General features: G+C 69.6%; 11 protein-coding genes and 4 tRNA genes. 10 read left to right on the top strand and 5 right to left on the bottom strand.

What is annotated here, in order from left to right:
• On the bottom strand, nucleotides 1-1804 hold a 1804-nt coding region (locus AB0J02_RS35200; protein WP_363197907.1), incomplete at its 3' end, for a DEAD/DEAH box helicase.
• Nucleotides 1805-2022: 218 nt separating this feature from the next.
• On the opposite strand from AB0J02_RS35200, the gene AB0J02_RS35195 reads away from it, so the two are divergent.
• Nucleotides 2023-2586, top strand: coding sequence for a hypothetical protein (locus AB0J02_RS35195; RefSeq protein ID WP_363197906.1), 564 nt, complete (start codon nucleotides 2023-2025; stop codon nucleotides 2584-2586).
• Between the two features lie 125 nt (nucleotides 2587-2711).
• On the opposite strand, the gene AB0J02_RS35190 is transcribed toward AB0J02_RS35195, so the two are convergent.
• Complete coding sequence (locus tag AB0J02_RS35190) at nucleotides 2712-3062, bottom strand: metallopeptidase family protein (RefSeq protein WP_363197905.1); 351 nt, start codon at nucleotides 3060-3062, stop codon at nucleotides 2712-2714.
• 59 nt (nucleotides 3063-3121) lie between these two features.
• On the opposite strand from AB0J02_RS35190, the gene AB0J02_RS35185 reads away from it, so the two are divergent.
• The 4 genes from AB0J02_RS35185 (at nucleotide 3122) to AB0J02_RS35170 (ending at nucleotide 5089) form a co-directional block, all read left to right on the top strand.
• A complete protein-coding gene (locus tag AB0J02_RS35185; RefSeq protein ID WP_363197904.1) occupies nucleotides 3122-4726 on the top strand; it encodes a metallophosphoesterase in 1605 nt (534 codons plus the stop codon).
• A gap of 80 nt (nucleotides 4727-4806) precedes the next feature.
• Nucleotides 4807-4879: transfer RNA gene (locus tag AB0J02_RS35180), tRNA-Glu, on the top strand.
• A gap of 38 nt (nucleotides 4880-4917) precedes the next feature.
• Nucleotides 4918-4992: transfer RNA gene (locus tag AB0J02_RS35175), tRNA-Asp, on the top strand.
• 23 nt (nucleotides 4993-5015) lie between these two features.
• A tRNA-Phe gene (locus AB0J02_RS35170) sits at nucleotides 5016-5089 on the top strand.
• 55 nt (nucleotides 5090-5144) lie between these two features.
• Here AB0J02_RS35170 and AB0J02_RS35165 read toward each other — a convergent pair.
• The gene (locus AB0J02_RS35165; protein WP_363197903.1) at nucleotides 5145-6239 is read right to left on the bottom strand and encodes an ABC transporter permease; all 1095 of its coding nucleotides are present in this window, start codon (nucleotides 6237-6239) and stop codon (nucleotides 5145-5147) included.
• A gap of 125 nt (nucleotides 6240-6364) precedes the next feature.
• On the opposite strand from AB0J02_RS35165, the gene hrpA reads away from it, so the two are divergent.
• The 3 genes from hrpA (at nucleotide 6365) to AB0J02_RS35150 (ending at nucleotide 10888) form a co-directional block, all read left to right on the top strand.
• Nucleotides 6365-10363, top strand: a complete 3999-nt coding sequence (hrpA, locus tag AB0J02_RS35160; RefSeq protein ID WP_363197902.1) for an ATP-dependent RNA helicase HrpA — start codon at nucleotides 6365-6367, stop codon at nucleotides 10361-10363.
• Between the two features lie 93 nt (nucleotides 10364-10456).
• A tRNA-Asp gene (locus tag AB0J02_RS35155) sits at nucleotides 10457-10531 on the top strand.
• 153 nt (nucleotides 10532-10684) lie between these two features.
• Nucleotides 10685-10888, top strand: coding sequence for a DUF6274 family protein (locus AB0J02_RS35150; RefSeq protein WP_363197901.1), 204 nt, complete (start codon nucleotides 10685-10687; stop codon nucleotides 10886-10888).
• Between the two features lie 524 nt (nucleotides 10889-11412).
• Here AB0J02_RS35150 and bldC read toward each other — a convergent pair.
• Nucleotides 11413-11619: a developmental transcriptional regulator BldC gene (gene bldC / locus AB0J02_RS35145; RefSeq protein WP_003949541.1), complete on the bottom strand. Its 207-nt coding sequence runs from the start codon at nucleotides 11617-11619 to the stop codon at nucleotides 11413-11415.
• A 509-nt stretch (nucleotides 11620-12128) separates the two neighbouring features.
• Nucleotides 12129-12986, bottom strand: a complete 858-nt coding sequence (locus tag AB0J02_RS35140) for a hypothetical protein (protein WP_363197900.1) — start codon at nucleotides 12984-12986, stop codon at nucleotides 12129-12131.
• Nucleotides 12987-13228: 242 nt separating this feature from the next.
• Here AB0J02_RS35140 and AB0J02_RS35135 point away from each other — a divergent pair, with 242 nt between their 5' ends.
• Both AB0J02_RS35135 and AB0J02_RS35130 read left to right on the top strand, forming a co-directional pair.
• Nucleotides 13229-14350, top strand: coding sequence for a Glu/Leu/Phe/Val dehydrogenase dimerization domain-containing protein (locus AB0J02_RS35135; protein ID WP_363197899.1), 1122 nt, complete (start codon nucleotides 13229-13231; stop codon nucleotides 14348-14350).
• Nucleotides 14351-14612: 262 nt separating this feature from the next.
• Nucleotides 14613-14876, top strand: coding sequence for a DUF3073 domain-containing protein (locus AB0J02_RS35130; RefSeq protein ID WP_363197898.1), 264 nt, complete (start codon nucleotides 14613-14615; stop codon nucleotides 14874-14876).
• Nucleotides 14877-14885 lie beyond the last annotated feature (9 nt).

Here is a 14885-nt window from a genome sequence, read left to right as displayed (position 1 = left end):
AGCCACCGCCACGGTTGCCACCGCGGTCGTCACGGTTGAAACCGCCACCACGGTTGCCACCGCGGTCGTCACGGTTGAAACCGCCACCACGGTTGTCGTCGCGGCGGAAGCCGCCACCACGGTTGTCGTCACGGCGGAAGCCGCCACGGTCGTTGTCACGACGCTCGAAGCCGCCACGGTTGCCGCCACGGTCGTTGTCACGACGGTCACGACGCTCGAAGTTGCCCCGGTCGTCACGGCGCTGACGCGGCTGCTCGTACGAGGACGACTGCTGCGGCACCTCGGCGGCGACGGCCTCGGCGGCCTGCTCGGCGGCGGCCTCGGCGGCGGCGGCGACGGCCGCGGCCACGCCCTCCTCGTCCTCGCCGCGCTCACGGGCGGCACGCGCGGTGAGGCGGTCGGCCTCCTCGCGCAGCTCGGCCGCGCGACGGCCCGCGCGCTCCAACTGCTTGGTCAGCTGGGTGACTTCGCGCTCGGCCTGCTGCGCCGCGTTGCCCGCGGACTCGGCCTGCACCTCGGTCATGGACCGGGCACCGGTGATCTCCGCGACCTCGGGGTCGAAGGCGGCACCGCCCTGGATGATGTGACGCCCGGCGTCGACGCCCGCGTCCTCCATCAGACGGAAGATCTGGCGGCGCTGGTGCGGCAGCGACAGGGAGACGACCGTGCCGGTGCGGCCGGCGCGCGCCGTACGGCCCGCGCGGTGCAGGTAGTCCTTGTGGTCACCGGCCGGGTCCACGTTCAGGACCAGGTCGATGCCGTCGACGTGGATGCCGCGGGCGGCGACGTCGGTCGCGACGAGCGCGTTGACGTAGCCGTCCTTGAAGTCGGCGAGGGTGCGGGTACGCGCGCCCTGCGTCATGCCGCCGTGCAGGGCGTCGGCCTTCACACCGGACTCGCGCAGCTGCTCGGCGATGCGGTCGGCACCCAGCTGGGTACGGACGAAGATGATCGTGCGGCCCTTGCGGGAGGCGATGGCCGCGGTGACCGGCGCCTTGTCCTTGGGCTTCACGATGAGGATGTGGTGCGACATCGTCGTGACGTTGCCCTGGGCGCTGTCGACCTCGTGGCTGACCGGGTTGTTCAGGTAACGGGAGACGAGGGTCTTGATCTCGTTCTCCATCGTGGCGGAGAACAGCATCCGCTGGCCGCCGGCCGGGACCTGGTCGAGCAGCTCGGTGACCTCGGGCAGGAAGCCCAGGTCGGACATCTGGTCGGCCTCGTCGAGGACGGCGACCTCGATGTTGCCGAGGTTGCAGGCGCCACGGTTGATGAGGTCGCGCAGTCGGCCCGGGGTGGCGACGAGGATGTCGACGCCTCGCTCCAGGGCGTAGATCTGGTTGCTCATCGACGTACCGCCGCAGACGACCTTCATCTTCAGGCCGACCTGGTCGCCGTAGGGCTGCAGGGCGTCCGCGACCTGCATCGCGAGCTCACGGGTCGGGGTGAGGATGACGGCGCGCGGCTTGTGCTTCTCGGAGCGGCCGCCGGTCAGGCGGGCCAGCGTCGGCAGACCGAACGAGAGGGTCTTGCCGGAGCCGGTACGGCCACGGCCGAGGATGTCCTTGCCGGCCAGGGCGTCCGGGATGGTCGCGGCCTGGATCGGGAAGGGGGTCGACACACCGTTCGCGGCGAGCTTGCGCACGACGGGCTCGGGCAGGCCGAGGTCCGCGAAGGTGAGGGTGGGCTCGGCGGCCTCGTCGTTCTCAACATCGGTGTCGACGGTCTCGAGCGCCTCGACGGCCTCGGCGATGTCGACGTTCTCGTCGGCGGTCACGATGGTGTGTTCAGCAGAAATGGACATGCGAAATGCGAAACCTTCCGGAGTTTCGGCACGCGCCCGTCAACTCCGTGTATTCGCAAATTCGCAAATCGACCGCCTCAATGCGGTCCAGCCACGGCAAGGGAGAGTACGCGCCACGCGGCGCTCTTGTACGGCGCCGGGCAAATGGGATCAAACGATCTACCACCATACGCACCCCCCACCCCCGAAGGCAAACCGCTTCCTGGCGAAACCCCCTCGTGAGACGCGGCTCACACGCCTACGCCGGGCTTCCGGCCTGCGGCGCCGGCTCACGCATCAGCTGCGGGGAGGCCTGCTGCTCGTGCGCGGACGACGACGGCTCCGCTGTCGTCGCGGACGGCGTGGGCGTCGGCGTCGGCGTCTCCTCCGGCGGGGCCGGCGACGACGGAGTGACGCGCGGCGGACTCGGCCTCGCCGGCGGTGTGGTGCCCCGCGCGGGCGGTGCCGCCTTCGACGGGGCCGCGCCGCGCGACGCGGAGGCGGCGGGAGGCGAGGCGGAACCCGAGGCCGAAGCGGCGGCGTCCGGACCCGCCGACGACGCGCCCTCGCCCCGCCCCCCGGTACCGCCGACCCCGTCGGAGACCATCGTGCCCCCGTCGGGTGCGGGGCCCGCGCCGCGGTGCGCCGTGGGGTGCGAGGGCGCGGGGGACCGCCCGTCGTCGGCCACGCTCATGCACCCGGCGGCCGCGGCGACGGCGACCGTGGCCGCGGCCAGACGGCTCAGTCGAAGGGCACAAAGCGATACGGGCAGCTGGCGCACGGGCGCACCTCCGGGCACGTGACAGGGTCACCGTTCCCAACTCTCGCGCCGCACAAGAAGACACGCACCGCACAAAGCCCGCACAAACAACGCCGGACGGCCCTGCTTCTCAGCCGTCCCCCGAGAAGCAGCCGCAGCCGTGAGGCCTCAGCCGTACCCGAGAGCGTGCAGCCGCGCGTCGTCGATCCCGAAGTGGTGCGCGATCTCGTGCACCACCGTGATCTCGGTCTCCGCGACGACGTCCTCCCTGGACTCGCACATCCGCAGCGTCGGACCCCGGTAGATGGTGATCCGGTCCGGCAGGACCCCCGCGTACCACTCACCACGGTCGGTGAGCGGCGTCCCTTCGTAGAGCCCGAGCAGCTCGGGCTCGCCCGCGGGCGGTTCGTCCTCGACGAACACCGCGACGTTGTCCATGAGCCGCGTCAACTCGGGCGGAATCCGGTCGAGCGCCTCGGCCACCAGTTCCTCGAATGCCTCGCGCGTCATCTCCAGCACACCGCCATTGTCCGGCACGACCCCGCATATCCACCCGTCCACTTGGGCATACGGCAGCAATGGCCCGCTCTCCCGCTGTCGCCATACGCCGAGTCCTCCACCGGTTACGGGGCTCCCGCACCGCCCCATCGCCCCTCCCGCGGCGCCGCTCGCGCCCCCTTTCACCCCCGGACCTGCATACGGCCCCCGCGCCCCGCCCGTACATACGCGCCCTGGGCCTGGTCACGGTCGTCCTGCTGGGCGCCTGGCTCGGCCTCCTCGTCGTCGGCAGCGTCCGCGCCCCCGTGGGACCGATGGACACCCGGATGACGCTGCGCCCGTCCCTGTCCGGCGGAACGAAGATCAACGTGTCCCCGCTCGGCGCCCTGGAACTCAAGTCCCACACGGCCCCCATCCGCCTCGACGTCGACGTCGACCAGCTGGACCCGATCCGCTCGCGGGCCCTGGTCGACCACCCGGAGCGCATTTCGGGGCTTCAGGACGAGGTGGCCCGCGACGTCGAGCACGGCACCCTCGACCTGGCCGTCCGCTCCTGCGTGGCGGTGGTCTCCGGCGCGACCGCGCTCGGCCTCGCCGTCTACCGGCGCCCGCGCCGCGCCCTGGCGGCCGGCGGTCTGGCCCTCGCGCTCCTCGCGGCGTCCGGCGGGACCGCGTACGCGACCTGGAACCCGAACTCGGTCCTGGAGCCGAAGTTCTCCGGGCTGCTCTCCTCGGCCCCCTCCGTGGTCGGCAGCGCCCGCTCGATCGTCACCGAGTTCGACGTCTACCAGGAGGAGTTGGCCCGCCTGGTCACCAACGTCACCAAGCTCTACGACGTGACGTCCACGCTGCCCACGTACCGCCCGGACCCCTCCACGATCCGCGTCCTGCACGTCTCCGACATCCACCTCAACCCGGCCTCGTGGAAGATCATCGCGTCGCTCGTCGAGCAGTACCGGATCTCGGTCATCATCGACACCGGCGACACCATGGACCACGGCTCGGCCGCCGAGAACGCCTTCCTCGACCCGATCAGGGACCTCGGCGCGCCCTACGTGTGGATCCGCGGCAACCACGACTCGAAGACGACCCAGAAGTACCTGTCGTCCCGCAAGCGCTTCAAGAACGTCCGCGTACTCGACGACGGCAGGGCCGTCACGGTCGCGGGCCTGCGCATCGCCGGCACCGGGGACCCGCAGTACACCCCGGACCGCTCCACCAAGGCCCAGGGCGACCCGGCCGAGCGGATGGCGGGCATCCGGCTCGCCTCGGCGCTGCGCGACCAGCGGGCGGCGGGCACCCCGGTCGACATCGCGCTGGCGCACGAACCGGTGGCGGCCCGCGAGACGGACGGCGCGGTGCCGCTGGTCCTGGCCGGGCACATCCACCGCCAGAAGATGCAGGTGCTCCCCCTCGGGACCCGGCTCCGCGTCGAGGGCTCGACCGGCGGCAGCGGCCTGCGCGCGGTCGACGACAAATACCCCGATCCCGTCGAGACGTCCGTGCTCTATCTGGACAGCGCCACCAAGCGTCTGCAGGCCTGGGACGAGATCAGGCTCGGCGGTCTCGGCCTGTCGAAGGCCGAGGTCAGCCGCCACCTCCCCAAGGAGAACCAGCCGGGTGCGACCCCCTCGTCGCCCGGCTCCGCCTCCACCACCGATTCCGCCTCCACGGGCCCCCGGTAAACCGTTTTGGCGATAGCTCCCCGCATCCCATATGCTTCTCACGTCCCCGACGCGCTGCGAAGCGCCCAGGCGGGCCGATAGCCCTCATCGTCTAGCGGCCTAGGACGCCGCCCTTTCAAGGCGGTAGCACGGGTTCGAATCCCGTTGGGGGCACGTAAGTCCGTGTGCAACACTGTTGCACGCAACAGCTTGGTCCTGTGGAGCAGTTTGGAGTGCTCGCCACCCTGTCAAGGTGGAGGCCGCGGGTTCAAATCCCGTCAGGACCGCTGAAGTTCCTCGTGAACTTCGTGGCTGGGTAGCTCAGTTGGTACGAGCGATCGCCTGAAAAGCGATAGGTCGCCGGTTCGATCCCGGCCCCAGCCACAGGAATTAGGCCCCGTCCTCGGACGGGGCCTATTGCGTTGCCCGGCAGCCGGCCCTACACGGCCGCCGCGTGCAGCGGCTGGGTCCCGCGTCCGCCCGGATGCTTGTGCCGCCAGAACCAGAACAGGCCGCTCGACACGAGCCCCCACCCGGCCAGCACCAGGAACGGGAAGGCGTGCTGGTGGCCCTGGAAGTAGACCGCGGTGTGCTGGGCGTTCACCGACGCACCCGGTGGCAGCCACTGTCCGAGGCGGCCGACGAACGTGGGCAGCAGCGGCGGCGCCACCGCCCCGCCCGACGCCGGATTGCCCACCAGGACCAGCAGCCCCCAGGTCGGGATCATCGCCCAGCGGTGGAAGAACGTGTTGAACATCGTGAAGACCATCCCGCAGCTGAACATCGTCAGCGCGAGGATCAGCCAGGACTCGACGAACGGCAGATCCAGCGCGCCGAGCCCCCAGTCCACGACCGCCGCCACGGCGAACCCGCCGAACAGCGCGTAGATCACGGTGAAAGCGATCCGCTCGGCCGGGTTCAGGCCCCGCGCGTGCACGCTCAGCTGGATCGCCCCGACGAAGCCGATGATCACGGCCGCCAGCGAGATGTAGAAGATCGCCAGGCCCCGCGGGTCGCCGCTCTGCAGCGGGTGCAGGTCCTTGGCGGTGACCGGGATCCCGGTCTTCTTGCTGACGACGGGCGCGGCCTCCGAGAAGACCTGGGCCACGGAGACGCCGGACGCGCTGGACACGTCCAGCTCGACCCGGGCCCCCTTGTCGCGCACGTCGAGCACCGCGAAGATCCGCTGCTCGTCGATGGCCTTGCGGGCCGCTGCCCGGGTGGCGTAGTGCTTCAGATCGAGCTCCGCGTCGAGCGCCTTCTCCATCGCTCCGACGAAGGCACTGCGCCGCGCGGCGTCCCGCTCCCCGGTGACGCCGGTGGGGATGTTGTGCGGCGTGGGGTTCGCCATGGAGTACGTGTACGAGGCCGCGAACAGCGCCGCCGCCGCGGCCAGGATGACGACGAGCACGCACGCCGGCAGGAACGGGGACTTCTTGTACGAGGTCCAGCGCTCGGCCTTCGTCGGCGCCCGCCCGTGCTCACCGTGCGGGGGGTGCGGTCGCGGCTGTTCCTGTTCGTGCAAGGACGACATACCTGGACGCTAAAGCACAGATAAGCCGCATACACCCCGAGAGGGTCCACCTGCCGTCCACCTGCCGGGCGCTGTGGCAAAACCGTTCGCCACAAATTTCCCCGAGGTGAGATCCTGAAGGACGTATGTCTACGCAGCCTGCCCCCGCCCTGGACGCCGTCGCGCGGCGCCTCTCCGAGCTGTCCCTCCGTGACGCGCACCGTCTGGGCCGCAGGCTCGAAGGCGCGCGGAAGATCCGCAAGCCCGAGGCCCGCGCCGCCGTGGTCGCCGAGATCGACGCGGAGGCCGAGAAGGCCGAGGTCCGCATCGCCACCCGGCGCGAGCGCCGGTCGGCGCTCGACGTCACGTATCCCGAGCAGCTCCCGGTCAGCCAGAAGAAGGACGAGATCGCCGACGCGATCCGCGACCACCAGGTCGTGATCGTGGCGGGCGAGACGGGCTCCGGCAAGACGACACAGATCCCGAAGATCTGTCTCGACCTCGGCCGGGGCGTGCGCGGCATGATCGGGCACACCCAGCCCCGCCGGATCGCGGCCCGCACGGTCGCCGAGCGCGTCGCCGACGAGCTGCGCACGCCGCTGGGCGAGGCGGTCGGCTGGAAGGTGCGCTTCACCGACCAGGTCGGCCAGGACAGCACGTTCGTCAAGCTGATGACGGACGGCATCCTGCTGGCCGAGATCCAGACGGACCGCGAGCTGCGCGCGTACGACACGATCATCATCGACGAGGCCCACGAGCGGTCCCTCAACATCGACTTCCTGCTGGGCTACCTGGCCCAGCTGCTGCCGAAGCGCCCGGACCTCAAGGTCGTCATCACCTCGGCGACGATCGACCCGGAGCGCTTCTCACGGCACTTCGGGGACGCCCCGATCGTGGAGGTCAGCGGCCGCACGTATCCGGTCGAGGTGCGCTACCGACCGCTCCTCGAAGAGGAGTCGGACGACGCCGACCGCGACCAGATCACCGCGATCACGGACGCCGTCGAGGAGCTCCAGCGCGAGGGCGACAGCGGTGACATTCTCGTCTTCCTCTCCGGCGAGCGCGAGATCCGTGACACGGCGGACGCCCTGGAGAAGAAGAAGTTCCGCTTCACCGAAGTGCTCCCCTTGTACGCGCGGCTCTCGCACGCCGAGCAGCACCGCGTCTTCCAGCAGCACACGGGCCGACGCGTCGTCCTCGCGACGAACGTGGCGGAGACGTCCCTGACCGTCCCGGGCATCAAGTACGTCATCGACCCGGGCACCGCCCGCATCTCGCGCTACAGCCACCGTACGAAGGTGCAGCGCCTGCCCATCGAGGCGATCAGCCAGGCCAGCGCCAATCAGCGCAAGGGCCGCTGCGGCCGTACCTCGGACGGCGTCTGCGTACGCCTCTACAGTGAGGACGACTTCCTCGCGCGGCCCGAGTTCACGGACGCGGAGATCCTCCGGACGAACCTCGCCTCGGTCATCCTCCAGATGACGGCGGCCGGCCTCGGCGACATCGAGAAGTTCCCCTTCATCGACCCGCCGGACCACCGCAACATCCGCGACGGCGTCCAGCTCCTCCAGGAGCTCGGGGCGTTGGACCCCGGCGAGAAGGACTCCCGCAAGCGGCTCACTCCGCAGGGCCGCAAACTGGCCCAGCTTCCCGTAGACCCGCGTCTGGCCCGCATGGTGCTGGAGGCCGACAAGAACGGCTGCGTGCGCGAGGTCATGGTGATCGCGGCGGCCCTGTCGATCCAGGACCCGCGTGAGCGTCCCTCCGACAAGCAGGCGCAGGCCGACCAGCAGCACGCCCGCTTCAAGGACGAGACCAGCGACTTCCTGGCCCTCCTGAACGTGTGGCGCTACGTCCGTGAACAGCAGAAGGACCTGGGCTCCTCCGCCTTCCGCCGGATGTGCAAGCGCGAGTTCCTGAACTTCCTGCGCATCCGCGAATGGCAGGACATCTACACGCAGCTGCGCACGGTCGCCAAGCAGATGGGCATCCACCTCAATGAGGACGATGCCCCCGGCGACTCGATCCACGTCTCCCTCCTCTCCGGTCTCCTCTCCCATATCGGGATGAAGGACGTGAAGGAGACGAAGGAGTCCGTCCAGAAGGACCCCAAGCAGCGCGAGCGCGGCGGCGGCCGCAACGAGTACATCGGCGCCCGCAACGCCAAGTTCGCGATCTTCCCCGGCTCGGCCCTCTTCAAGAAGCCGCCCCGCTTCGTGATGTCGGCCGAACTGGTCGAGACATCCCGCCTGTGGGCGCGGGTCAACGCGCGGATCGAGCCCGAGTGGGTCGAGCCGCTGGCCGAGCACCTCCTCAAGCGCACCTACAGCGAGCCGCACTGGGAGAAGGACCAGGCGGCCGTGATGGCGTACGAGAAGGTGACGCTGTACGGCGTTCCGCTCGTCGCCCAGCGGAAGATCAACTACGGCCGGATCGACGCCGAGGTCTCCCGCGAGCTGTTCATCCGCAACGCGCTGGTCGAGGGCGACTGGCGCACACACCACAAGTTCTTCGCCGCCAACCGCAAACTCCTCACCGAGGTCGAGGAGTTGGAGCACCGGGCGCGCCGCCGCGACATCGTGGTCGACGACGACACCCTCTACGACTTCTACGACCAGCGGGTGCCCGAGGACGTCGTCTCCGGAGCGCACTTCGACTCCTGGTGGAAGAAGAAGCAGCGCGAGGAGCCGGAGCTGCTCGACTTCGAGCGGTCCATGCTCATCCGCGAGTCCGCGGAGGCCGTCACCAAGGACGACTACCCGGACACCTGGCACCAGCGGAACCTGAAGTTCCGGGTGACGTACCAGTTCGAGCCCGGGGCGGACGCGGACGGCGTGACCGTCCACATCCCGCTCCAGGTCCTGAACCAGGTGGACGACGAAGGCTTCGACTGGCAGATCCCCGGTCTGCGCGAGGACGTCGTGGTCGAGCTGATCCGGTCCCTGCCCAAGCCGATCCGCCGCAATTACGTGCCGGCCCCCAACTTCGCCAAGGCGTTCCTGGAGCGGGCCGTGCCGCTGCAGGAGCCGCTGCCGACGACGCTCGCGCGCGAGCTGCAGCGGATGGTCGGCGTCCCGGTGTCGCCCGACGACTTCGACCTGAGCCGCGTACCGGACCACTTGAAGATCACTTTCCGGATCGTCGACGAGCGGCGCCGCAAGCTCGCCGAGGACAAGGACCTGGAGACCCTCAAGCTGCGGCTGAAGCCCAAGGCCCGCCAGGCCATCTCCCAGGCGGCGGCCGCGACGGCCGAGCGCTCCGGCGGCGAGTCCGTCGAGCGCAAGGGCCTGGCCGACTGGACCATCGGCACGCTCTCCCGCGTCTTCGAGACACGGCGCGCGGGCCAGCCGGTCAAGGCGTATCCGGCGCTCGTGGACGACGGAGACACCGTGTCCGTACGCCTCTTCGACACCGAGGCCGAGCAGGCGCAGGCCATGTGGAAGGGCACGCGCCGGCTCATCCTGCGCAACATCCCGGTGAACCCCGGCAAGTTCGCCTCGGACAAGCTGAGCAACGCCCAGAAGCTGGCCCTGTCCGCGAACCCGCACGGCACCGTGCAGGCCCTCTTCGACGACTGCGCCATGGCGGCCGCCGACAAGCTCATCGGAGACTTCGGCGGCCCCGCCTGGGACGAGGAGTCGTACCGCAAGCTCTACGAGAAGGTGCGCGCGGAGATCGTCGACACGACCGTGCGGACGGTCGGGCAGGTGCAGCAGGTCCTCGCGGCCTGGCAGGCCTGTGAGCGGCGTCTGAAGTCCACGACCAGTCCGACGCTGCTGCCCAACCGCCAGGACGTGCGCACGCAGTTGACGGCCCTGGTCCACCCCGGCTTCGTGACGGGCACGGGCCTGCGCCGGCTGCCCGACCTGATGCGGTACTTGGTCGCGGCCGACCGCCGGCTCCAACAGATGCCGACCGGCGTCCAGCGGGACACCACCCGCATGGAGAAGGTCCACGAGATGCAGGACGAGTACGCCTGGCTGCTCGAACAACTGCCGCAGGGGCGGCCCGTGCCGCAGGAGGTACTGGACATCCGCTGGATGATCGAGGAGCTCCGCGTCAGCTACTTCGCGCACGCGCTGGGCACGGCGTACCCCGTCTCGGACAAGCGGATCGTGAAGGCGATCGACGCCGCCGCGCCGTGAGCGGCCGGGTACGTGGAGTGAGTTCGACCGGCGGGCCTGCACTGCTGTAGAGTCCTGCTCGCAGCGCAACGCAGTAACAGCGCAGCGAAACCTGGTCCTGTGGAGCAGTTTGGAGTGCTCGCCACCCTGTCAAGGTGGAGGCCGCGGGTTCAAATCCCGTCAGGACCGCAGTAGATGAGAAGCCCGCACCGAATCGGTGCGGGCTTCTTCTCGTATGTCCTCGCATGCCCCCATATGCCGCGGAAGGCGCCCTTGACGGCGGCGCGGCCCCTCGGTACGCCAGAACCAGGCGGAACCGGGGCCAGGACAGGAGGCTGATGCATGGCGACACCGATACGACGGCACGAAACCCGCGCCCTGTTGCGCGCGCACCTCTCCGCCGCCTCCGGCCGGCCTCATCTGACCCGGCACTGCCCGATCTGCCACCGACTCCTGCGGCTGGCCATGGACCCCGCCACAGAGGCCCAGGAGGACCTTGAGAGCGCCTGGGAGGGCGACGAGGACGAAAGTCCCCCGAAGGGGTGACCTAAGCCGCCCCACGCGCCCCTCAACTGGTGGGAGCCTGGGGAGAGTCGGAGACGACCCCGGGACCGCCTGAGCGCGCCGGCCTCCTCTAGCGCACAGGCGTCACCGGCAACAACCTCCGCGGTATGTGACGGGTGTCACCGAACTAGTTTTGGAAACACCGTTTCTTACACCCTTCCTACAACTGCTCAATTTAATATGTGCAATTGCACCACTCTCACAGCGGGCCGCCAGGCACCGCTCAGGGACCGGCCGGGGACCGCCCGGGTCCGGGCCGGGGAACCCCCCAAGGTCCGACAAGGGCACCCACAGAACACCGCCGACCAGGCGCTCAGCGCACAAAAAAGATCGCGCTGGACCCGGCGGAGTCCAGCGCGATCGACGACGCGCCCGTGATGCAGTGGAGATGACGCTTCAGTGGGCAGCGGTCCTGTTGGGGCAGGACCCACGTCGTGTGGTGCAAGGTGGGCGCGAAACGAGTTGGGGGACCCGAAACGCCCGGTATTGCTGCGTTATGCGGTGCCTCAGGCCTCGCTGCGCTGCTGCGGAATACCCGCAAGCAGTGCGCGGACCTCGGCCTCGCGGTAACGGCGGTGCCCGCCGAGCGTACGAATCGACGTGAGCTTGCCAGCCTTCGCCCAGCGCGTGACCGTCTTCGGGTCCACGCGGAACATCGTGGCGACCTCGGCGGGGGTCAGCAGCGGCTCGGCATCAGGGGTGCGAGCGGTCATGAGCGGCCTCCTCGGGAGAACCGAACCTTCTCGGTTCTTTCCTTTAAATTCTGCACCTTGACCCGCGTTGCCCGAAATGGCGGACACGGGTCGAGTCGGTTATAGGACGAACGGCTTGTCCTCGGCACTACAACTACACCATCCGTCCAGCCTCGTCGGCCAAACCGATGGAATTGCCCTCCCAGGTGTTCATCAGCGACGGAAGCCGATGGACCATGCCATAGCGGACAGTCACGCCACAGTGACGATCAGTCACAGAGCGATCAGGAGTCGTCAGACCCCCCAGCGACAGTGCAATGCCGAGTAATCCATCCATGCTTGCCTATGGGTGGACATAGCCGGACGGATGGAGCCCTCCCCGGACTCCTTGTCCTATTTTGGCACGAGGAGGGGTGATGGGCGCAAGGGCGTAGTTAGTGCAGTCCGTCACGCTTGACACAAAAGCCCGGATCGGGACGTAGGTCCCGAAGAAGCCTGTGCGTCCCGAGAGTTGGGTTCACAGCCCGCTCTCAGTTGGAGTTCTGCCGGTCCCGCACTGCCCGCCAGCGTGCCACGAGCCGGGCGTACGCCTCCCCCGCTCCGTCGTCGTCACCGGAGCGCAGCGCCTCGATGCCCTCGGCGACGTCGGCCGCCGAGTGGTCACCGTCGAGCACGTCGGGCGGCAGCGAGTGCGCGAGACCGCCGTAGTCGAGCTCGACGAGCGAGCGGGGGTGGAACTCCTCCAGCCAGCGCCCCACGTCCAACAGCCCGTCGATCAGGGGACTTTCGTCGATCGCGTCCCTCAGCGCCTTCAGCCCGCGCGCGACCCGCCGCCTCGCCTGCACCATCGGGGTGCGGTAGCGCAGCACCGGACCGCCCTCGGCCGTCTCGCCCCCGGCCCCCTTGGCCTCGTACTCGCGCTCCTCGTCGGCGACGAGCACGAACCAGCTCAGCGGCACCTGCCACGTCGACGTACGGATCCAGGGCCGCGCGTCCGGATTGCGCTCCAGCCAGCGCTCGTAGTCGTCGGACGCCTGCCGGCGCACCACCGGCGGGAGCGCCGCGTCCAGGACCGGGGCCGGCAGCAGCCCCGGCAACGCCTCCAGGGCCTGCCAGCCGCGCAGCCGGGTGCGCCACGGGCAGACGCACAGCACCCCCTCGACCTCGATCACGAACGCGTCGTCGCTCTCGTGCACCGGCACCGGAATCGGCGGTACCGGGAGCAAGTCGGCCAGGGAGCGGTGCAGTTCGTCCTGGCAGGAGGGATGGTGCTCGCGCTTCGCGTACCGCTCCCAGTGGCCCCGCTCCGGCTGCGGAAAAGCCGCGAGGGGTTCGTACACGCGCAGATACGCCGCGTACGGGACGGTCACCGACGACACCTTGGGCACGGCTGCTCCCTCCCCCGCCGTCCGGCTGGAAAACACTGCAAATCGTCCCACGGCGGGATCGCGCGGGACTCGGCGGGATTCGACCGTACGTCCCTCGCCCCTCCGCGCGAGAGAGTGATCCTCGGCACTGCGGCCGTGGCGGGCACGTACACGCTCTAATCTCGTGCCCACGAAAAGACGGAAAGCCCGCCACCCGCACGGGATTCCGCCCAACCGCCGCTACGTACTTGGGAGTCACCACAGTGACCGATGTGACCGGCGACCCTGTCACCATCTCCGGCGCCTCCGCTGCCTCTGATGTGCTGCACACGCTCTTCCACTCGGACCAGGGCGGGCACGAGCAGGTCGTGCTCTGCCAGGACCGGGCGAGCGGCCTCAAGGCCGTCATCGCCCTGCACAACACCGCCCTGGGCCCGGCCCTCGGCGGCACGCGCTTCTACCCGTACGCCTCCGAGGCCGCGGCCGTCGCCGACGCCCTGAACCTGGCGCGCGGCATGTCGTACAAGAACGCCATGGCCGGCCTCGACCACGGCGGCGGCAAGGCCGTGATCATCGGCGACCCCGATGTGATCAAGAGCGAGCAACTGCTGCTCGCGTACGGCCGGTTCGTGGCCTCCCTCGGCGGCCGGTACGTGACGGCCTGCGACGTCGGCACCTACGTGGCCGACATGGACGTGGTCGCGCGCGAGTGCCGCTGGACCACCGGGCGCTCCCCCGAGAACGGCGGCGCGGGCGACTCCTCCGTGCTCACCGCCTACGGCGTCTTCCAGGGCATGCGGGCCAGCGCCCAGCACCTGTGGGGCGACCCGACGCTGCGCGGCCGCAAGGTCGGCGTCGCGGGCGTCGGCAAGGTGGGGCACCACCTGGTCGAGCACCTGCTGTCGGACGGCGCCGAGGTCGTGGTGACGGATGTGCGCCCCGAGTCCGTGCGGCGCGTCACGGACCAGCACCCCGAAGTCGCGGTGGCCGCCGACACCGAAGAGCTGATCCGCGTCGAGGGGCTCGACATCTACGCCCCCTGCGCGCTGGGCGGCGCCCTGAACGACGACAGCGTGCCGGTGCTCACCGCGAAGGTGGTGTGCGGCGCTGCCAACAACCAGCTCGCGCACCCGGGCGTCGAGAAGGACCTCGCCGATCGCGGGATCCTCTACGCCCCGGACTATGTGGTGAACGCGGGCGGCGTCATCCAGGTCGCCGACGAACTGCACGGTTTCGACTTCGACCGGTGCAAAGCCAAGGCCTCGAAGATCTTCGACACCACGCTTTCCATCTTCGCGCGCGCAAAGGACGATGGGATTCCGCCAGCCGCCGCGGCCGACCGGATCGCCGAACAGAGGATGGCGGAGGCGCGTTCCCGGCACTGATCGGGGCGGCTACGTAACGAGAGTCACGCCGATCGGCGGGTCGCCGTCCAAGAAGAGGTTAAAATGCAGCTGACCAGCGAGGACAGGGCTCCTTGCTGGTCCTGTGCACAGGCGCGTCCTGCGGGCGACGTACCGTATGGGCGTGGGCTCAGGTACCGTGGAAGCCCTACGGACCGGTCTCCTTACGGGGAGCCCGTTCCAGTTCATGAACGCGTGTCAAGACTCTGGGGCCACCGAGCCCCGTATTCGAGGGGGTCGAGCCATGGGGCGCGGCCGGGCAAAGGCCAAGCAGACGAAGGTCGCCCGCCAGCTGAAGTACAGCAGCGGCGGGACTGACCTGTCGCGTCTGGCCAATGAGCTGGGCGCATCGTCGGAGCCAGTATCGAATCAGCCGCCTAACGGCGAGCCTTTCGAGGACGACGACGAGGAAGACGACCCGTACGCCCGCTATGCGGATCTGTACGACGAGGGCGAGGACGAGGACTCCGACGGGTCCGGTCCTTCGTCTCAGCGCCGCGGCGCTTGACCTCGTACC

The sequence above is a fragment of the Streptomyces sp. NPDC050264 genome, from assembly GCF_040655895.1.
Classification (GTDB): domain Bacteria; phylum Actinomycetota; class Actinomycetes; order Streptomycetales; family Streptomycetaceae; genus Streptomyces.
This window is presented reverse-complemented; position numbering and strand designations above follow the sequence as displayed.

Bases quoted from the DNA above. Each gene is read 5' to 3' on its own strand.
- AB0J02_RS35185 (WP_363197904.1), top strand. From the start codon at position 3,122: ATGGCCCGCTCTCCCGCTGTCGCCATACGCCGAGTCCTCCACCGGTTA.
- AB0J02_RS35165 (WP_363197903.1), bottom strand. From the start codon at position 6,239: ATGTCGTCCTTGCACGAACAGGAACAGCCGCGACCGCACCCCCCGCAC.
- hrpA (WP_363197902.1), top strand. From the start codon at position 6,365: ATGTCTACGCAGCCTGCCCCCGCCCTGGACGCCGTCGCGCGGCGCCTC.
- AB0J02_RS35150 (WP_363197901.1), top strand. From the start codon at position 10,685: ATGGCGACACCGATACGACGGCACGAAACCCGCGCCCTGTTGCGCGCG.
- bldC (WP_003949541.1), bottom strand. From the start codon at position 11,619: ATGACCGCTCGCACCCCTGATGCCGAGCCGCTGCTGACCCCCGCCGAG.
- AB0J02_RS35130 (WP_363197898.1), top strand. From the start codon at position 14,613: ATGGGGCGCGGCCGGGCAAAGGCCAAGCAGACGAAGGTCGCCCGCCAG.